This window comes from Kitasatospora sp. NPDC101176, from assembly GCF_044768035.1.
In the GTDB taxonomy this organism is placed as follows: Bacteria; Actinomycetota; Actinomycetes; order Streptomycetales; family Streptomycetaceae; genus Kitasatospora.
In genome coordinates this window covers 108998-127813 of the sequence record NZ_JBIWPA010000011.1, presented here as the reverse complement: position 1 = coordinate 127813, position 18816 = coordinate 108998, and the positions used below count along the sequence as shown (strand labels likewise).

The window sequence follows — 18816 nt, the reverse complement described above, 5'->3', positions numbered from 1 at the left end:
TTTCGGCCACCGGCTGACTGGTTGTCGAGCGGGCCCGACCTGTGATGTTTGGCCGTTGATTACCAATTGGTACAGACCTATTGACCTATGTGGTTCAGACCACATAGCTTCGGCGCCAATTGCAATCCCCCACGTGCGTGCTCCCCCACAGGCACGCGCCGACACTCTCTCCCGGAGGACCGAGTGTTGATCCGAAGCACGGCGGAGCGGCGTCCCACCGCCGCCACCCGCCGCAAGAGCCCGGCAGCCCGGGCGGGCGCGGCCTCGCTGGCGGCGGCCGGCCTGGCCGGCCTGCTGCTGGCCACGCTGGGCGCGGCGCCCTCGCAGGCGTCGGCGGCCGTCGACAACGCGGCCTGTCGCCCCGACGGCATGTACCAGACGCCCGGCGTGGACGTCCCGTACTGCTCCGTCTACGACACCAGCGGGCGCGAGAAGATGGGCGCGGACCACCAGCGCCGCATCATCGGCTACTTCACCGGCTGGCGCACCGGCAAGAACGGTGACCAGCCGTACCTGGTGAGCGACGTCCCCTGGGACAAGGTCACCCACCTGAACTACGCGTTCGGCCACGTCGGCTCCGACAACAAGCTGTCGGTCGGCACGGACGGCCCGACCAACGAGGCCACCGGGATCGACTTCCCCGGCGTGCCGGCCGCCCAGCTGGACCCGACGCTGCCCTACAAGGGGCACTTCAACCTGCTGACGAAGTTCAAGAAGCAGTACCCGAACGTCAAGACCATGATCTCGGTGGGCGGTTGGACCGAGACCGGCGGCTACTTCGGGGACGACGGCAAGCGCGTCAACACCGGCGGCTTCTACTCGCTGACGGTCAACCCGGACGGCAGCGTCAACCAGGCCGGCATCGACACCTTCGCCGCCTCGTCCGTCGACTTCATCCGCAAGTACGGCTTCAACGGCGTCGACGTCGACTACGAGTACCCGACCTCGATGAAGGACGCGGGCAACCCGCTGGACTGGCAGCTCGCCAACTCCAAGCGCGGCTCGCTGGCCAAGGGCTACGCGGCGCTGATGAAGACGCTGCGCGAGAAGCTGGACCGGGCCGGCGCCGCCGACGGCAGGCACTACCTGCTCTCGGTCGCGGCGCCGTCGTCCGGCTACCTGCTGCGCGGCATGGAGACCTTCCAGGTGGCGCAGTACCTGGACTACGTCAACATCATGTCGTACGACCTGCACGGCGCCTGGAACAAGTACGTCGGCCCGAACGCCTCGCTGTTCGACGACGGCAAGGACGGCGAGCTGGCGGCGGCCAACGTCTACGGCACCGCCCAGTACGGCGGCATCGGCTACCTGAACGCCGACTGGTCGTACCACTACTTCCGCGGCGCGATGCCCGGCGGGCGCATCAACGTCGGCCTGCCGTACTACACGCGCGGGTTCAAGAACGTCCAGGGCGGCACCAACGGCCTCTGGGGCACCGCCTCGGCGACCACCTGCCCGGTCGGCTCCGGCCTGACCTCCTGCGGTGACGGCGCGGTCGGGATCGACAACATCTGGAACGACAAGGACGACGCGGGCAAGGAGTCCCCGGCCGGGTCGAACCCGATGTGGCACGCGAAGAACCTGGAGAAGGGCATCCTGCCCGACTACCTGTCCAAGTACGGCGTGACGGACACCGCGCTGCAGGGCACCTACGCCCGCAACTACAGCAGCGCCCTGGTGGCGCCGTGGCTGTGGAACGACACCAAGAAGGTGTTCCTCTCCACCGAGGACGAGCAGTCGGTGGGCGCCAAGGCGGACTACATCGTCAACCAGGGCGCCGGCGGCGCGATGATCTGGGAGCTCGCGGGCGACTACAAGTGGGACGCCGCGGCCAACGGCGGCAAGGGCGAGTACGTGCCGGGCTCGACGCTGACCTCGCTGATGTACGACAAGTTCAAGTCGGCGACGCCGTACGGCGCGACCCGCTCGACGGTCGCGCTTCCGCAGCAGACCCTGCCGATCGACGTGTCGTTCACCAACTTCGCGCTGGGCGACTCCAACTACCCGATCAACCCGAAGATCCACGTCGTCAACAACTCGACGGTGACCCTGCCGGGCGGGACGGAGTTCCAGTTCGACTACTCCAACTCGGCCCCGGGCAACGCCAAGGACCAGTCCGGCTTCGGCCTGCAGGTCATCCGGCAGGACAATCCCGGTCCGGGCAACGTGGGCGGTCTGAAGGGCACCTACAACCGGGTCTCGGTCAAGCTGCCGGGCTGGCAGTCGCTGGCGCCGGGCGCCTCGGTGGACCTGGACTTCGTCTACTACCTGCCGGTCTCGACGCCGTCCAACTGGACGGTCAACGTGGGCGGGACGCTGTACGGGATCAAGGGCGACCTGACCCGCGGCGCGGTCGACGGCGGCACCTCCACGCCGACCCCGACCCCGACCTCGACGGCCACGGCCTCGCCGACCGCGACGGCCACGGCGACGGGCTCCCCGACGGCGACGGCCTCGCCGACCGCGACGGCCACGGCGACGGGCTCCCCGACGGCGACGGCCTCGCCGACCACCACCGCGACGGCCACCCCGACCTCGGGGGCCTGCACGGCCGCGCCGAGTTGGGACGCCGGCACCACCTACGCGAGCACCACCAAGGTCTCGTGGAAGGGCCACTACTACCAGAACAAGTGGTGGACCAAGGGCGACGACCCCACGGCCAGCGGCGCGTGGGGCGTCTGGAGCGACCTCGGGGCCTGCTGACCGGCGGCTGCCCGAGGTGAGGGACGGCGGTGGCGGTGCACCCGGTCGGGGGGTGTGCCGCCACCGCTTCCGTCGTCGGTGCGTCAGGCCGTGCCGACCTCGAGGTCGCGCAGCAGCTTGGCGACGTGCCCGGTGGCCTTGACGTTGTAGAGGGCGCGCTCGACCTTGCCCTGCTCGTCCACGATCACCGTGGAGCGGATCACGCCGACGTAGGTGCGGCCGTAGTTCTGCTTCTCGCCGTAGGCGCCGTAGGCCTGCAGCACCGTGTGGTCGGGGTCGGAGAGCAGGGTGACCTTGAGGTTCTCGGCCTCCCGGAACTTCCCTAGCTTCTCGGGCTGGTCGGGGGAGACGCCGATGACGTCGTAGCCGGCGCCGGCGAGGACGTCGAGGTTGTCGGTGAAGTCGCAGGCCTGCTTGGTGCAGCCCGGGGTGAGCGCCTTCGGGTAGAAGTAGACGATCACCTTGCGGCCCAGGTGGTCGGCCAGGGACACCTGGTTGCCGTCGGCGTCGGGCAGGCTGAAGGCGGGCGCGGTGTCGCCGGGCTGGAGACGCTCACTCACGGTCGGACTCTCCTGATGCTGGGGCGGTCGGTCGTACCACGGCAAACTTACCCCTGATGGTGGGTGGGGCCGCGCGGCCGTGCTCGGCAGCTGACAGACTGGGTCAGTCGCACAGGACAACATCGGTAAGTGAATGGGGTGGCCCGAGTGGGCGAGGCGAGCACGCAGGACAAGTCGGCGAGGACGACCGCCCAGATCGAGGCGGACATCGCCCGGACCCGCACCCAGCTGGCGGCGACCCTCGACGAGCTGGCCGTGCGCGTCCACCCGAGCACGATCGGCGCCCAGGTGAAGGCGCGGGCCGCGGCCGCGGTCGAGGAGAAGGCCGGCCGGGCGTACGTGGCCGCCAACGGCCTGGTGGAGCGGGTCCGGGCCGAGTTCGTGGACGAGAAGGGGCGGCCGCGCAAGGAGCGGGTCGTGCCGGCCGCGCTCGTGGGCGTCGGCCTGGTGCTGCTGGTGGCCTCGTCCCGCAAGCGGCGCAAGGGCTGACCGGGAGCCGTGCGCAGGGCCGGGCGCGGGCCGCGCCCGGCCCTCCGCACGCCGGGCCAGCGTCACGCTCCGGGCCCGGGGGCGGTACCTTCGGGACCGTGAGCACGAACGACGAACCGACCCCGCAGTCCGCTTCCGCCGCCTCCGGGAGCGACCACCCGCGGCACGACCGGCTGGGCGAGAAGCTGCCGATCCGGATGCTGCACGACCGCGTGCTGGTGCGGATCGAGGGCGGCGAAGGCGAGCGCCGCTCGACCGGCGGCATCCTGATCCCCGCGACCGCGGAGCTGTCGAAGCGCTGCACCTGGGCGGAGGCCGTCGCGGTGGGCCAGAGCGTGCGCTCGGTGGAGCCGGGCGACCGCGTGCTGTACGACCCGGAGGACAAGCTGGAGGTCGAGGTCCGCGGCGCGACGTACGTGCTGCTGCGCGAGCGGGACCTGCACGCCGTGGCGGCGACCCGCTTCGGCGACACCGAGGGGTCGACCGGGCTGTACCTCTGACCCCGCTCCCGTTCCGGAGCCCCTGACCCGCGCCCGCACCGCCCGCCGGCGGCCGGTGGGCGACGCGCCCCCTCCCGCGGCCCGGGAGGGGGGCGCTCCTGTCGGTGGCGGGGGTTATGGTCCGCCCATGAGCAGGCGTGTGCCGGTGATCGGTGTGGAGGAGCGTCGGGCCCGGGTGGGGCGGCGCCAGCTGCTGGCGCCCGCGGGGCGGGCGGCGAGGGTGGAGCAGGTGGCGGACGCGGTGGTGGGGTTGCACGCCTCCGATCCGGCGACGGTGTACCTGTCGGCGTGCGCCCGGTTGGCGGCGCCGTCCGCGGCGGAGGTGGACCGGGCGCTGTACGAGGACGTCACGCTGGTGCGGCTGCTGTCGATGCGGCGGACGCTCTTCGCGGTGACGGAGGGCTTCGCGCCGTACGTGAGCTCGTCGACGGCGCGGGCGATCGCGGCGCGGGAGCGGGCGACGCTGCTCAAGCACCTGCGGGACCACGCCGAGGGCTGGGACGAGGCGAGGCTGGCCGGGGCGGAGCGGGCGGCGCTGGCCGCCCTGGCGCTGCGCGGCGAGGCGACGACGAAGGAACTCGCCGACGACGTGCCGGAGTTGCGCGAGACGATGCTGATGTCGGCGGGCAAGCCGTACGAAGCGCGGCAGAGCGTGGGCAGTCGGCTGCTGCGGCTGCTGGCCGCGGACGGGCACGTGCGGCGGGGGCGGCCGCGCGGCTCCTGGCTGAGCAACGTCCACCCCTGGGCGCCGGTGCCGCAGTGGCCGGACGTGCCGGTGCGGGAGGCGAAGGCGGAGGTGGTGCGGCGCTGGCTGGCCTCGTACGGCCCGGCGACGGTGGACGACGTGAAGTGGTGGACGGGCTGGACGCTGGGGGACACCCGCCGGGCGCTGGCGGACGTCGGCGCCGAGGACGTGGAACTGGCGGGCGGGGCCGCCGCGCTGGTGCTGCCGGGGGACACCGGGCCGGTCGCGGAGCCGGAGCCGTGGGCGGCGCTGCTGCCGGCGCTGGACCCGACGGTGATGGGGTGGCGCGGGCGGGACTGGTACCTGCGGCCGGAGGACGTGCCGGCACTGTTCGACCGGGCGGGCAACGCCGGGCCGACGGTGTGGTGGTGCGGCCGGGTGGTGGGCGGCTGGGCGCAGCGGCCGGACGGCGAGGTGGTGTGGCGGCTGTTCGAGGACGTGGGGGCGCAGGCCGGTGCGGCCGTGGCGGCCGAGGCGGCGCGGCTGTCGGGCTGGTTGGGGGAGGTGCGGGTGACGCCGCGGTTCAGGACGCCGCTGGAGCGGGAGCTGGTGGCCGCCCGCTAGGGCCGGGGCCGCCGGCCCGCCCCGGCCGGGCGGCTCACTGGGGCGGCGGCGTCGCCGAGGTCGCCGGTTTGGTGGCGGGTGCGGGGGCCGTGGCGGTGGGCGGGTCGGTCGGGCGGGTGGGCCGGGTCTGGGTGGGTTTGGGGGCGGGGCTGGGCTGGTCCTGGGTGGGGGTGGGCTGGGGGGCCGGCGGGCTGGGGGCGGCGGGGCTGGTCGGGGTGGGCCCGGGTGCGGGGTCGCCGCCGGTGGGGGCGGGCGCGCTGGGGGCGTGGGTGGGGGTGTCGTGCGCGGGGGTGGTCGCGCTGGGGGTGGTGCCGGGGGTCGCGGCCGCGGTGGCGGGGGCGGGGGCGGGGGTGGCGCTGCCGGTGCCGGTGGGGGTGGTGCTGCTGTTGGGGGTGAGGTCGGGCGCGGGGGCGTCGTGGTCGGTCTGCAGGTCGAACTGCTGGGTGGGGGTGCCCTGGAGGGCGGCGGTCATGTAGGCGGTCCAGATCCGGGTGGGGAAGGTGCCGCCGTTGATGCGGGTGAGTCCGGCCGTGCCGGCCAGCGGTTCCTTGGCGTGGGTCTTCGGGTTCTCGCGGAACAGGCCGACGGTGGTGGCGAGTTCGGGGGTGTAGCCGGCGAACCAGGCGGAGAGGTTGGAGTCGGTGGTGCCGGTCTTCCCGGCGGCGGGGCGGCCGAGGTCGAGGGCGGCGGCGCCGGTGCCGCGGGGGCTGACGACGTCGCGCAGGACGTCGGTGACGGCGTCGGCGAAACCGCGGCCGATGGCGGTGACGGGGGTGTGGTCGGGCATCTTGGGGATGTCGACGGCGCCGCCGCTGTGGACGCGTTCGAGCTTCTGGACGGACCAGGGCGCGGTGGCGTCGCCGTGGTTGGCGAGGGTGGCGTAGGCGCCGGCCAGGTCGAGGGCGCTGGGGGTGGCGGTGCCGAGGGTCATCGAGGTGTTGGCCGGGTCCATGCCGCGGACGCTGTCGGGGATGCCGAGCTTGATGGCGGTGTCGCGGACGCGGGCGAGTCCGGCGTCGACGCCCTCCTGCGCGTACACGGAGTTGACGGACTTCACCATGGCGTAGCGCAGGGTGATGTTGCCGTAGTCGACGTCGTCCTCGTTGGGCGGTGCGTAGGGGGTGGGGCCGCCGGTGACGGGGCGTTCGCTGGCGCCGTCGTAGCGGCTCTCGGTGGTGATCGGCCGCCCGTCGAGGGTGTGCTGGGCGATGAGGCCGGCGGCGAGGTCGATGGGCTTGAAGGTGGAGCCGATCTGGTTGTCCTGGCGCAGGGCGTCGTTGAAGGGCTGTTTGGCGTAGTCGGGGCCGCCGTAGACGGCGACGACGCGGCCGGTGGCGGGTTCGACGGAGGCGCCGGCGACGCGGACGTCGGTGTCGGTGGCGGGGCGGGCCCGGGGGTCGAGTTCGCCGGTGAGTTCGTCCTGGACGGCCTTGACGAAGGCCTCCTGCCGGGGCTTGTCGAAGGTGGTGGTGATGCGCCATCCGCCGGCCTTGAGGGTGGCGGCGTCGATGATCCCGGCGGAGACGAGGTAGTCGTCGGCGACGCCGACGAGGTAGCCGGCCTGGCCGGAGAGCCCGGTGGCGGGCTGCGGGTCGAGGAGCTCGGGGAAGGTGGTGGCGGCGCGTTCGGTGGGGGTGAGGAAGCCGAGCTGGACCATGCCGTCGAGGGTGTAGTTCCAGCGGGCGACGGCCTTCTCGCGGTTGGCGGGGGTGGCGGTCTTGACGTCGTAGCTGCTGGGGGCCTGGAGCAGGGCGGCGAGGTAGGCGCCCTGGGCGACGCTGAGGGCGGAGACGTCCTCGCCGTAGTAGGCGTGGGCGGCGCTCTGGATGCCGTAGGCGCCGCGCCCGAAGTAGCTGCTGTTGAGGTAGCCGGCGAGGATGTCCTTCTTGTCGCGCTGCTGGTCGACCTTGAGGGCGATGAAGAGTTCGCGGCCCTTGCGCTCGATGGTCTGGTCCTGCGTGAGGTAGTAGTTCTTGACGTACTGCTGGGTGATGGTGGATCCGCCCTGCATGCCCTTGCCGAGGAGGGTGTTCCAGCCGGCCCGGAGCATGCCCTTCAGGTCGATGCCGCGGTTCTGGTAGAAGGTGCGGTCCTCGGCGGAGACGACGGCGTGCTGGGTCTGGGCGGGGATCTGGTCGATGGTGACGTCGGTGCGGTTGACGGCGCCGGTGCGGGCGATCTCGGTGGTGCCGTCGGCGTAGAGGTAGATGTTGTTCTGGGCGACGGCGTGGGCGTTGGCGTCGGGGACGGGCACGATGACGTAGAGCACGGCGAAGGCGCCGACGGCGATCAGCAGCGCGGCGGTGAGGGCGCCGAGGGTGATCCGCCAGGTGGGCAGGAGCCGGCGCCAACGGGGGAGGGCGCGGCGGGCCGCGCGGCGGGCGGCTCGTTTGGCCTGGCGCCGGGTGCTCAAGGTCATGCGGCGATTATGTGCTATTTGACGTGCGATCAGTGGTGGGGCGGCTGCGGCGTGCGCGGGAAAAACGGGTGCGGTGGCTGATCGCCGGCGGTACGGTGAAAGGTGAGAACCGCATAGCGCACCTGTTTCCGACAGCTCCGTCCGCTCGGCCCGGTACCCCCGGGGTGGGCCGGTCGGGGCCGCTGGGGTGTGCGCGGACGTCGGCCGGCACACCCGTCTGCCCGTATTTGTCGACAAGGAGACAATATGCTGAACGTCGCATCCACCGGCCCGCGGACCGGGCGCCCGCCCGATCCCGCCGGACCGCTCCCCGTGCTCGGGCTCTACGCCGCCGTCGCCCGCGGCGCCTTCCGCCGCTACTCCGGCTACCGGGCCGCCACGCTGGCCGGCACCTTCACCAACACCGTCTTCGGCATCATCCTCGCCTCCTCCTTCCTCGCCCTCTGGCGGGCCCGCCCCGGCCTCGGCGGCTACGACGAGAGCCAGGCCGTCACCTACATCTGGGTCAGCCAGGCCCTGCTGGTCACCGTCGCGGTGTGGGGCGGCGGGTTCCAGGACGACGTCCAGGACCGCTTCCGCAGCGGCGACATCGCCGTCGACCTCTACCGCCCGGTCGACTTCCAGGGCTGGTGGCTGGCCACCGACCTCGGCCGGGCCGCCTTCCAGCTGCTGGTGCGCGGCACCGTGCCGCTGCTGGTCGGCGCACTGGTGTTCCGCACCCGGATGCCCGAACGGCCCGTCACCTGGGCGGCCTTCCTGCTCTCGGTGCTGCTCGCGGTGGTGGTCAGCTTCGGGCTGCGCTTCCTGGTCTCCGTCACCGGCTTCTGGCTGCACGACTCGGAGGGCGTGCGCTCGGTGATGCTCGTGGTCTCGATGTTCTTCTCCGGGATGCTGCTGCCGATCGCACTGTTCCCCGGCCTGCTCGGCGACCTCGCCCCGGTGCTGCCCTGGGCGGCGCTGGTGCAGGTGCCGACCGACGTCTTCCTGGAGCGCGCCACCGGCGCCGGCCTGCTCGGGCCGCTCGGCTTCCAGCTCGGCTGGGCCGCCGCCCTGCTCGCCGCCGGCCGCGGCGCCCAGTGGCTGGCGACCCGCAAGGTGGTGGTCCAGGGTGGCTGAGCCCCTCGTCGCCCCGGCCGGGCCCGCCGCGCCGCCCGCCGCGCCGCCGTCCGAGCCGCTCACCGTGGCCGCCGAGCCGCTCACCGCCCGGGCCGCCTGGGCCGTCCGCTCCTGGTGGTTCTGCGCCCGGATGTGGATGCGCTCGATGATGGCCTACCGGGCCTCCTTCGCCCTGAACCTGCTGGCCAGCCTGGCGACGCACTCGCTGGACTTCGTCGTGCTGGTGCTGATGTTCCGGCACACCGACCAGCTCGGCGGGTGGCGCCTGCCGGAGATCGCCTTCCTCTACGGCACCGCGACCTTCGCCCTCGGCACCGCCAACCTGCTGGTCGGCTCGGTCGACGGACTCGGCGTGCGGATCGTCAACGGGACGCTGGACACCATGCTGGTGCGGCCCGCCCCGGCGCTCGCCCAGCTGTGCGCGGAACGCTTCTCGCTGCGCCGCCTCGGCCGCCCGGTGCAGGCCCTGGCCGTGCTGGTCTGGTCGCTGGCCGCCCTGGACGTGCACTGGACCTGGGACCGCGTCCTGCTGGTGCCCGTCCTGCTGGTCTGCGGCAGCGTCATCTTCGGGGCCGTCTACGTCGGCGGCGCGACCGTCCAGTTCTGGTGGGGCGAGTCCAAGGAGATCCAGAACTCCTTCACCTACGGCGGTGCGACCCTGCTGCACTACCCGCCGACCATCTTCGCCAAGGAGCTGGTGGCCGGGGCGGTCTTCGGCGTCCCGCTGGCCTTCGTCAACTGGCTGCCCGCCCTGCACGTCCTCGGCCGGCCCGACCCGCTCGGCCTGCCCACCGCCTTCCAGTTCGCCTCCCCGGTGGCCGCCGCGCTGTGCGTCGCCGCCGCCGGGCTCGCCTGGCGGGCCGGACTGCGCGCCTACCGCGGCGCCGGCAGCTGACCCCTCCGACCACGCAAGGAGCACCCATGGCACTGATCGAACTCGAGGACGTCCGCCGCAGCTTCACCGTGCGGGCCCGCACCGGCCGGTTCAGCCGGGTCAAGCGCGAGGTGCGCGCGGTGGACGGGCTGAGCTTCACCGTCGAGGCCGGCGAGTGCGTCGGCTACATCGGGCCCAACGGGGCCGGCAAGTCGACCACCATCAAGATGCTCACCGGCATCCTCGTCCCCAGCGGCGGGCGGCTGCGCGTCGCCGGGGTCGACCCGGCCCGCCAGCGCGTCGCCCTGGCCCGCCGGATCGGCGTCGTCTTCGGCCAGCGCACCACCCTCTGGTGGGACCTGCCGCTGCGCGACTCCTTCGAACTCGCCCGCCGGATCTACCGCATCCCCGAGCACCGGTACCGCGAGAACCTCGGCCGCTGCGTCGAACTGCTCGACCTGGCCGCGCTGCTGGACACCCCCGTCCGCCAGCTCTCGCTCGGCCAGCGGATGCGCGGGGACCTCGCGGCGGCCCTGCTGCACGACCCGCAGGTGCTCTACCTGGACGAGCCGACCATCGGCCTGGACGTGGTCAGCAAGGCCCGGGTGCGCGGGTTCCTGCGCGAGGTGAACCGGGAGCACGGCACCACCGTGCTGCTCACCACCCACGACCTCACCGACATCGAGCAGCTCTGCGACCGGGTGATGGTGATCGACCACGGCCGGGTCGTCCACGACGGCGGTCTGGACGGCCTGCACGCCGCCGGGCGCAGCGAGCGCACCCTGGTGGTCGACCTGGCCGAGGCGCGGCCGGCGATCGAGGTGCCCGGTGCCCGCGTCGTCAAGGTCGAGGGCCCGCGCCAGTGGCTGGCCTTCCCGGCGCGGCAGAGCGCCGCGCTGATCGTCGCGGCGGTGGCCGAGCGCTACCCGCTGGTGGACCTGTCGGTGCGGGAGCCGGCGATCGAGGACGTGATCGCCCGGATGTACGCCGGGACGGCGGTGGGCTGAGCGCCGGGACGGGCGACGGGCTGAGCGGCGGGGGCCGGGCGGGTGGGCTGCCTCGGCTGGTGGGCTGCCCGGCGGGTGGTGCGCACGCCCGGCACGCGGGTTCCGGCGCGCGCCCGGCGCGTGATTGCGGGGCGCGCCCTCACCCGCGCCGGGCAGCGGGCAGACTGGCGGGGTGAGCGACGAAGCCTTCAGCGGGACGGGCCCCGGGGTCCGGTTCACCGCCGCCGACGAGCAGAAGAGACAGGGCGTCCGCCGGATGAAGACCATCGCGACCGGCCTGCTGGCCTTCGCGACCCTGGTCTTCGCCCTGGCCACCTGGGCCAAGGCGGCCGGGGCCGGGGCCTGGGCCGGGTACGTGGCGGCCGCCGCCGAGGCCGGCATGGTCGGTGCGCTGGCCGACTGGTTCGCGGTGACCGCGCTGTTCCGCCGCCCCTTCGGCCTGCCGATCCCGCACACCGCGATCATCCCCACCAAGAAGGACGCCTTCGGCCGCTCGCTCGGCGACTTCGTCGGGGAGAACTTCCTCTCCGGCCGGGTGGTGCGCGAGCGGCTGGCCGCGCTCGGCATCGCCCGCCGGCTGGGCGAGTGGCTGGCCGCGCCGGGCAGTGCCGAGCGGGTCACCAAGGAGGCCTCGGCGGCGCTGCGCGGCGTCCTCGCGGTGCTCCGGGACGACGACGTGCAGGCGGTCGTCGCCGAGGCGGTGACCAGGCGGGCCGCGGCGACCTCGGTGGCCGAGCCGATGGGCCGGATGCTGGGCAAGGTGGTCGCCGACGGAGGCCACCACGGCGTGGTGGACCTGGTGGCCGTCCGCGCGCACGACTGGCTGGCCGCCAACCACGAGGACGTGGTCCGCAAGGTGACCCAGAAGACCCCGGGCTGGACCCCGAAGTTCCTCGACCAGCAGGTCGGCGAGCGGGTCTACAAGGAACTGCTGCGGTTCGTCACCGACATCCGGGACGACCCGGACCACCCGGCCCGCGGCGCGATCGACAACTTCCTGGCCGACTTCGCGACCGAGCTGCAGACCGACCCGGAGACCATCGCCCGGGTCGAGCGGGCCAAGGCGGAACTGCTCGTCCGGCCCGAGGTGCAGGACCTGATCGCCTCCACCTGGGCGGCCGTGCGCACCCTGGTGCTGACGGCGGCCGAGGACGAGGACAGCGAACTGCGCCGGCGCATCCGCGACGGCGTGCGCCGCTTCGGCGAGCGCCTCGCGACCGACGCCAAACTGCAGGCCAAGGCCGACGGCTGGCTGCAGGACGCCGCCCAGTACCTGGTGGACACCTACCGCACCGAGATCACCTCGCTGATCTCGGAGACGGTGGCGGGCTGGGACGCCGACGACGCCTCCCGGAAGATCGAGGCCAACGTCGGCCGGGACCTGCAGTTCATCCGGATCAACGGCACCGTGGTCGGCGCCCTGGCCGGCCTGCTCATCCACACCGTCGCGGTGGCCCTGGGCGGCTGACCCGCGGCTTCGGCCTATCCTTGCCAACACCTGCCGATACGCGCGTAGAAGGAAGAGGGAACCACCGTGGTCCAGCCGGACGGAAGTCGGATCGGAAACCCCGCTGGCAAGGGCGGCATCGAGGCGTTCATCGCCGGGATGCCCAAGGCGGAGCTGCACGTCCACCACGTGGGCTCGGCCTCGCCGCGGGTCGTCGCGGAGCTGGCCGCCCGCCACCGCGGCCAGTCGAAGGTGCCGACGGACCCGGCGGCCCTCGCTGAGTACTTCAGCTTCACCGACTTCGCGCACTTCATCGAGGTCTACCTGAGCGTCGTGGACCTGGTCCGCGACGCCGAGGACGTCCGCGCGCTCACCTACGGCGTGGCCGAGGACATGGCGCGCCAGAACATCCGGTACGCCGAGCTGACCATCACCCCGTTCTCCTCGGTCCGGCGGGGCATCCCCGACGTCGCCTTCATGGAGGCGATCGAGGACGCCCGCCTGCGCGCCGAGAAGGAACTCGGGGTCGTCCTGCGCTGGTGCTTCGACATCCCCGGCGAGGCCGGCCTGGAGGCCGCCGAGGAGACCGCCCGGCTCGCCGTCGACCTGGCCCCGGAGGGCCTGGTCAGCTTCGGCCTCGGCGGTCCGGAGATCGGCGTGCCGCGTCCGCAGTTCAAGCCGTACTTCGACCGGGCGCGGGCGGCCGGCCTGCGCAGCGTGCCGCACGCGGGCGAGACCACCGGGCCGGAGACGGTCTGGGACGCCATCCGGGTGCTCGGCGCCGAGCGCATCGGGCACGGCACCCAGGCGGTGAAGGACCCGGCGCTGCTGGACCACCTCGGCGAGCACCGGATCCCGCTGGAGGTCTGCCCGACCTCCAACATCGCCACCCGCGCGGTGGAGCGGATCGAGGACCACCCGATCAAGCGGATGGTGGAGGCCGGCCTGCTGGTCACCGTCAACAGCGACGACCCGCCGATGTTCGGCACCGACCTCAACGCCGAGTACGCCGTCGCGGCCCGGCTGCTGGACCTGGACGAGTCCGGGGTGGCGGCGCTGGCGCGCAACGCGGTCGAGGCGTCCTTCCTGGACGTGGCCGGCAAGGCCCGCCTGGTCGGCGAGATCGACGCGTACCTGGCGGGCTGGCGGGCCTGACCGCCCGCCGTTCGCCCTGGTGGACCGCCCCGTCGGCTTCGGCCGGCGGGGCGGTTCCCGTTGTGGCGCCGGCTCGGTCGCGACGTGGTGCCGGGCCCGCGCGTGACGTGGTGCCGGACCCCTCCACCGGGTGGTGCCACGGTGGTGCCATTCATGTCTCGACATGGCGCCACCGCTGTGCCATGCTTCTGGCATGGACCTCACGCCGTACGTAGAGAACCTCCGGAACGAACTCGCCGCGGCGGCCGACGCCGGCGGGGACGAAGCCCGCGCGCTGGCCGAGCGGCTGACGCTCCCGCTGGAGTCCGCCGTGCGGCTCACCCTGCTCAACGCGCTCTCCGCCGCCATGGGCGAGGTCACCCGCGACCTCGCGCCGGGCTCGGTGGACGTCCGGCTGCGCGGGCTGGATCCGGAGTTCGTGGTCACGGTGCCGCCCGGCACCGGCGGCTTCCACGGCGATGTGCCATCCGTGGTGCCGTCGGTGGCGCCGGTGGTGCCACCGGTCTCCTCCCCGGTGCCGGAGGGCGACGAGAGCGGTACCGCCCGGATCAACCTGCGACTGCCCGCGAACCTCAAGGCCCGGGCGGAGGACGCGGCCGGGCGGGAGGGCCTGTCCCTCAACGCCTGGCTGGTCCGGGCCGTCGCCGGCGCGCTGGAGGGCGGCCAGCCGGGCGTCCGCCCGGCCGCCGACCTCGGCACCCGCGCCCCGCGCGGCGGGGGCGGCCAGGGATTCACCGGCTGGGTCCACTGACGCCTCCGCACGCCTCCCCACGCCTTCGCGCCACCGAGCACCCTGCACCTTCCACGTCACCCCCGCTCCGACCAGCGGGAACACCACCACGAGTCAAGAGGACGGGACAGCCATGCCTACGTACGAGACCGACGGACCGATCTCCGCAGCCCTCGAGTTCGAGATCGGCTCGGTGTGGGTCCGCGCGAGCAAGCGCACCGACACCGTGGTCGAGGTCCGGCCCGCCAACGCGGCCAGGGAGGCGGACGTCAGGGCCGCCGAGCTCACCCAGGTCGACTTCTCCGGCGGCCGGCTCACCCTCAAGGGCCCCAAGCAGCGCACCGTGTTCTCCAACAGGAAGGGCTCGATCGAGGTCCTCGTCGAGCTGCCGGCCGGCTCCGAGGTGCACGCCGACTCCCCGATGGCCGACTTCGTCGCCGAGGGCCCGCTCGGGGACTGCCGGGTGAAGACCTCCATGGGCCGGATCCAGCTGGACCGGGCCGAGGCCGTGCGGCTCAAGACCGACATGGGTGACGTCCGGGTCGGCACCGTCACCGGGGACGCCGAGGTGTCCGGCGGCGGCCGGATCGAGGTCGGCTCCGTCGGGGGCCGGCTGACGGTCAAGAACAGCAACGGCGACACCGAGATCGACGAGGTGCGGGGCGAGCTGGTGGCCAACGCCTCCAACGGCCGGATCCACGTCGGCCTCGCCGGTTCGGGCGTGGACGCCAAGTCGGCGAACGGCCACATCCGGCTCGGCCGGGTGGTCCGCGGCAAGGTCACCCTGCAGACCAGCGTCGGGGACGTGGAGATCGGCATCGCGGAGGGCACCGCGGCCTGGCTCGACGTGCACAGCAAGTTCGGCGGCGTCCGCAACTCCCTCGGCGAGGCGGAGGGCCCGGGCGACGCCCGGGAGACGGTCGAGGTCCGCGCGCAGACCCAGGTCGGCACCGTCGTCGTCCGGAGGGCCTGATGGCGGCCGTCTCCGCGCGCGGGCTGACCAAGTCCTACGGCGACAAGGCGGTGCTGAACGGGGTCGACCTGGAGATCCCCGCGGGCAGCGTGTTCGCCCTGCTCGGGCCGAACGGCGCGGGCAAGACCACCACCGTGCAGATCCTGTCCACGCTGCTCCCGGCGGACGGCGGAACGGCCCGGGTGGCCGGGTACGACGTGGCCGCGCAGGCCGACGGGGTGCGACGGTCGATCGGCGTCACCGGCCAGTTCTCGGCGGTGGACAACCTGCTCACCGCCGAGGAGAACCTGCTGCTCATGGCGGACCTCCACCACCTCCGCCGTCGGGAGGGGCGGAGGCGGGCCGAGGGCCTGCTGCGGCGGTTCGACCTGACGGAGGCCGCCCGCAAGTCGGTGTCCACCTTCTCCGGCGGCATGCGGCGCAAGCTCGACCTGGCGATGACCCTGGTCGGGGACCCACAGGTGATCTTCCTCGACGAGCCGACCACCGGGCTGGACCCGCGCAGCCGGCGCACCATGTGGGAGATCATCCGGGGGCTGGTCGGCGAGCAGGGGGTGACGGTCCTGCTCACCACCCAGTACCTGGAGGAGGCCGACCAACTCGCCGACCGGATAGCCGTCCTGGACGGCGGCCGGATCGTCGCCGAGGGCACGGCCGAGGAGCTCAAGCGGATCGTCCCCGGTGGCCGGATCCGGCTCCAGTTCGCTGACCCGGGCCACCTGGACGCGGCCGCCCGGCTGTTCGAGTACGCCACGGCCGACGCCGAGGCACTGCGGCTGGAGATCCCGGGGGACAACTCGGTGCTCACCGTGAAGGCCGTGCTGGACGCGCTCGACAACGCGTCGGTGCGGGCCGAGTCACTGGTCGTGGAGACGGCCGATCTGGACGACGTGTTCCTCACGCTCACGGGGGAGGGCGCGCGATGAGCGCGATGACGAGCTACGCGGTCAGCGACTCGCTGACCATGCTGCGGCGCAACCTCAAGCGCGCGCAGCGGTACCCGGCGATGACCTTCTCGGTCGTGGTGATGCCGGTGATGATGCTGGCGCTCTTCAACTACGCCTTCGGCGGGGCGCTGGGGCTGGGGATCGGCGGCGGAAGCTACATCGACTACGTGACGCCGGGGATCGTGCTGATGACGGCGACGGCGGGCTCGGTCGCCACGGCGGTCGGCGTCTGCGTCGACATGACGGAGGGCATCGTCAACCGCTTCCGCACGATGGCGATATCGCGGTCGGCGTTCCTGGCGGGGCACGTGATCGGCAGCGTCATCCAGACGGTGATCGCGCTGGTGCTGGTGACGGGTGCGGCCTTCGCCATGGGGTTCCGGTCGAGCGCCGGGCCGGTGGAGTGGCTGGCCGCGGCAGGGCTGCTGCTGTTCGTGACGCTGGCGCTGACCTGGATATCGGCGGGGATCGGGCTGGTGTCGAAGACCCCGGAGAGCGCCAGCAACACGCCGCTGCCGCTGACCTTCCTGCCCTTCATCGGCAGCGCCATCGTCCCGCCGGACTCGATGCCGACGGTGCTCCGCTGGTTCGCCGAGTACCAGCCCTTCACCCCGATCATCGAGACCCTGCGCGGTCTGCTGATGGGCACCGGGATCGGCTCCAGCGGCTGGATCGCTCTGGCCTGGTGCACCGGACTGACGCTGCTCGGCTACCTCTGGTCGCGGAGCGTCTTCCACCGGCGGTGACGGGGGTACGGCCGGTGGCCGCGGCCCGGGTGACGGCGAGACCGTCACCCGGGCCGTCGGCGGATCCGGTCGGTCGGGTCATCGGCGGTTCCGGCCGGTCGACGCACCGGGGGCTCCGGTCGGCGGCCGGCCCGGGTGGTCACCGGTAGCTGACGAACCACGTCCTGGCGGCCGCGGCGGCGTGTTCCTCGGGGGTGGCGGTCCCGTCACGGTCGTCGCGCTGGAACGGCCGGCCCGGCACGGGCCGCAGCCGGAAGACGAAGACCCGGCGGGTCCGGTTGCCGGGGCCGAGCGCCGGGGCGCGGCGTTCCAGGTGGGGTTCGGTCGGGTCGACGAGGAACTCGCCCAGGTATCGCTGGCGGACGGGGTCGACCGGGCTTCCGGACGGGCCGTCGGCGGCGAACAGGTGAAGGGCCCGCCCGTGCTCCCGGTGGTCGAGGAGGGCCCTGTTCCCGAGGGTCAGCCGGTGGCCGCCGAGGGCGCCGACGCTCGTGAGGTGGAACACCGGGCCCCGGTCGTCCTCCTCGGCCCACCCGTCGAAGAGGTGGAAGCCCCGGAGCCGCCGGGCGCCCGGATCCGCGAAGAGGAAGATCGACGGAAGCCCGCGGGCGATGCAGATCCGCGTCTCGCTCGCGCCGCGGCCGGCGTTCCGCACCGCGGCGGCTGTGGTGAAGGCGCCGGGGGAGAGCGGGAGTTGTTCGGGCAGCACCCGGCCGATGCTAGTCGTCGGGGCCGTCGTCCTCGGCGGTGCCGCGGTAGGGGCCGAGCCGGAGGCGCCAGGGGTCGGTGGGCTTGTCGGTGTGGAGCTTGAGCAGGCCGGGGCGGGGGATGACGAGGGTGCGCATGCCCTCGCCCTGGAGGTAGACCATGCTGGAGAACCACCGGGGGAGGCCCTCGGGGGCGGCGCACCTGCACGTGTCCCGGTTGACCTTGTCCCAGCGCCAGCAGTGGCAGATGAACTCGGCGCCCCAGGAGGAGGAGTCGACGTGCAGCAGGAGTTCGGAGGGCGCGTCGGGGCGGAGGGCGACGACGATCTCGCCGGTCCCCTCGCGGGTGCCGGTCAGTTCGTCGGTCTCGGAGGGGCCGTAGAGGCGGACGGACCACTCGGAGCGGCCCTGCGCATCGACCTTCAGGTGGGTGACGTCCCGGGACAGGACGGTGCGGGTGCGCTCGGTTCCGTCGGAGGCGCTGACGTAGAGCAGGGTCCGATGGGTGTCGACCCGGGTCGGGGTCCGGGTCATCGGGACGATCCGGACGTGCTTGGAGGACTTGGCGGTCACCTCGACCATGGCGACGGCGCCGGGCTCGGGGAGCTCGATCGGGAACTCGTGATCGGTGTCCTCGTCCCAGACGCCCGTGTGGTGGAACGGGTTGTCGTCGGTTCGCCGGGGCACGGTGCCGGGCGTGTCCCGGGGCCCGGCGGGGCCGAGCCGGGGCAGCCCGTCGTCGACGGGTCGAGCGGGGAGGGGAGTGGTGGGCGCGGGCTCGGGTTTGGGCGTCCTGCGGGCCCGCGGCGGCCTGGGCTGCTGGTCGGAGGTGGGGGCCGCCGCCTTGGGGCGGGCCGGAGCGGGGAGCGCCTTCGCCGCCTCGACGGCCTTCCGCGCGGATTCGGCCGCGGCGAGGGCGGCCCGGGCTGATCGGAGGGCATCGACGGCCTGGCGGCGCAGGGCGGCAGTGGCGATGAGCGCGCCGATGGCGAGTCCGAGGACGAAGAAGGAGAGGGCGAGCAGCACAGTTCCCCCCGAGGCACGGTGTAGCGGACGAGCGTACGCGCCGGGGCGGTCGATGACGAGGGCGCGGACGCGGCGCTGCCCGGGTCCTCGGGGAGCGAAGGACCCGGG

17 protein-coding genes are annotated in these 18816 nt (G+C 73.3%); 13 read left to right on the top strand and 4 right to left on the bottom strand.

What is annotated here, in order from left to right; all coding sequences use genetic code 11:
• Window positions 1–183: 183 nt before the first annotated feature.
• Window positions 184–2703 carry a chitinase C-terminal domain-containing protein gene (locus ACIRS1_RS17990; RefSeq protein WP_402840668.1) on the top strand — a complete coding sequence of 840 codons (2520 nt, stop codon included), beginning with the start codon at window positions 184–186 and terminating at the stop codon, window positions 2701–2703.
• An 83-nt stretch (window positions 2704–2786) separates the two neighbouring features.
• On the opposite strand, the gene bcp is transcribed toward ACIRS1_RS17990, so the two are convergent.
• Window positions 2787–3263 carry a thioredoxin-dependent thiol peroxidase gene (bcp, locus tag ACIRS1_RS17985; protein ID WP_360209484.1) on the bottom strand — a complete coding sequence of 159 codons (477 nt, stop codon included), beginning with the start codon at window positions 3261–3263 and terminating at the stop codon, window positions 2787–2789.
• A 147-nt stretch (window positions 3264–3410) separates the two neighbouring features.
• On the opposite strand from bcp, the gene ACIRS1_RS17980 reads away from it, so the two are divergent.
• The 3 genes from ACIRS1_RS17980 to ACIRS1_RS17970 all read left to right on the top strand — a co-directional run bounded on the left by ACIRS1_RS17980 (window position 3411) and on the right by ACIRS1_RS17970 (window position 5561).
• Window positions 3411–3752: a DUF3618 domain-containing protein gene (locus ACIRS1_RS17980; protein ID WP_360209481.1), complete on the top strand. Its 342-nt coding sequence runs from the start codon at window positions 3411–3413 to the stop codon at window positions 3750–3752.
• Window positions 3753–3949: 197 nt separating this feature from the next.
• Window positions 3950–4252 carry a co-chaperone GroES gene (locus tag ACIRS1_RS17975; RefSeq protein ID WP_049655715.1) on the top strand — a complete coding sequence of 101 codons (303 nt, stop codon included), beginning with the start codon at window positions 3950–3952 and terminating at the stop codon, window positions 4250–4252.
• A 127-nt stretch (window positions 4253–4379) separates the two neighbouring features.
• On the top strand, window positions 4380–5561 hold the full coding sequence (locus tag ACIRS1_RS17970; protein ID WP_360209478.1) for a winged helix DNA-binding domain-containing protein: 1182 nt from the start codon (window positions 4380–4382) through the stop codon (window positions 5559–5561).
• Window positions 5562–5595: 34 nt separating this feature from the next.
• On the opposite strand, the gene ACIRS1_RS17965 is transcribed toward ACIRS1_RS17970, so the two are convergent.
• On the bottom strand, window positions 5596–7980 hold the full coding sequence (locus ACIRS1_RS17965) for a transglycosylase domain-containing protein (RefSeq protein ID WP_402840665.1): 2385 nt from the start codon (window positions 7978–7980) through the stop codon (window positions 5596–5598).
• A gap of 246 nt (window positions 7981–8226) precedes the next feature.
• Between ACIRS1_RS17965 and ACIRS1_RS17960 the strand changes: the two genes are divergently transcribed.
• The 9 genes from ACIRS1_RS17960 to ACIRS1_RS17920 all read left to right on the top strand — a co-directional run bounded on the left by ACIRS1_RS17960 (window position 8227) and on the right by ACIRS1_RS17920 (window position 16975).
• A complete protein-coding gene (locus tag ACIRS1_RS17960) occupies window positions 8227–9096 on the top strand; it encodes an ABC transporter permease (RefSeq protein WP_402840663.1) in 870 nt (289 codons plus the stop codon).
• Window positions 9089–9991, top strand: a complete 903-nt coding sequence (locus tag ACIRS1_RS17955; protein ID WP_402840661.1) for an ABC transporter permease — start codon at window positions 9089–9091, stop codon at window positions 9989–9991. Before ACIRS1_RS17960 ends, ACIRS1_RS17955 begins: the two co-directional genes overlap by 8 nt.
• Before the next feature lie 26 nt (window positions 9992–10017).
• Window positions 10018–10977 (top strand): ATP-binding cassette domain-containing protein, encoded by a 960-nt coding sequence (locus tag ACIRS1_RS17950; protein WP_402840658.1) that lies wholly within the window; start codon window positions 10018–10020, stop codon window positions 10975–10977.
• Between the two features lie 172 nt (window positions 10978–11149).
• Complete coding sequence (locus tag ACIRS1_RS17945) at window positions 11150–12445, top strand: DUF445 domain-containing protein (protein ID WP_387901473.1); 1296 nt, start codon at window positions 11150–11152, stop codon at window positions 12443–12445.
• A 66-nt stretch (window positions 12446–12511) separates the two neighbouring features.
• A complete protein-coding gene (locus ACIRS1_RS17940) occupies window positions 12512–13579 on the top strand; it encodes an adenosine deaminase (protein WP_402840655.1) in 1068 nt (355 codons plus the stop codon).
• A gap of 193 nt (window positions 13580–13772) precedes the next feature.
• Entirely contained in the window at window positions 13773–14330 is a 558-nt protein-coding gene (locus ACIRS1_RS17935) for a toxin-antitoxin system HicB family antitoxin (RefSeq protein ID WP_402840653.1), read from the top strand.
• Between the two features lie 112 nt (window positions 14331–14442).
• On the top strand, window positions 14443–15282 hold the full coding sequence (locus ACIRS1_RS17930; protein ID WP_360209458.1) for a DUF4097 family beta strand repeat-containing protein: 840 nt from the start codon (window positions 14443–14445) through the stop codon (window positions 15280–15282).
• Window positions 15282–16208 carry an ATP-binding cassette domain-containing protein gene (locus ACIRS1_RS17925; RefSeq protein WP_402840650.1) on the top strand — a complete coding sequence of 309 codons (927 nt, stop codon included), beginning with the start codon at window positions 15282–15284 and terminating at the stop codon, window positions 16206–16208. Before ACIRS1_RS17930 ends, ACIRS1_RS17925 begins: the two co-directional genes overlap by 1 nt.
• Window positions 16205–16975 (top strand): ABC transporter permease, encoded by a 771-nt coding sequence (locus ACIRS1_RS17920; RefSeq protein ID WP_360209452.1) that lies wholly within the window; start codon window positions 16205–16207, stop codon window positions 16973–16975. Before ACIRS1_RS17925 ends, ACIRS1_RS17920 begins: the two co-directional genes overlap by 4 nt.
• 139 nt (window positions 16976–17114) lie before the next feature.
• Here the strand turns inward: ACIRS1_RS17920 and ACIRS1_RS17915 are convergent, their stop codons facing one another.
• On the bottom strand, window positions 17115–17684 hold the full coding sequence (locus ACIRS1_RS17915; RefSeq protein ID WP_402840647.1) for a hypothetical protein: 570 nt from the start codon (window positions 17682–17684) through the stop codon (window positions 17115–17117).
• Window positions 17685–17694: 10 nt separating this feature from the next.
• Entirely contained in the window at window positions 17695–18708 is a 1014-nt protein-coding gene (locus tag ACIRS1_RS17910) for a hypothetical protein (RefSeq protein WP_402840645.1), read from the bottom strand.
• Between the last annotated feature and the right edge of the window lie 108 nt (window positions 18709–18816).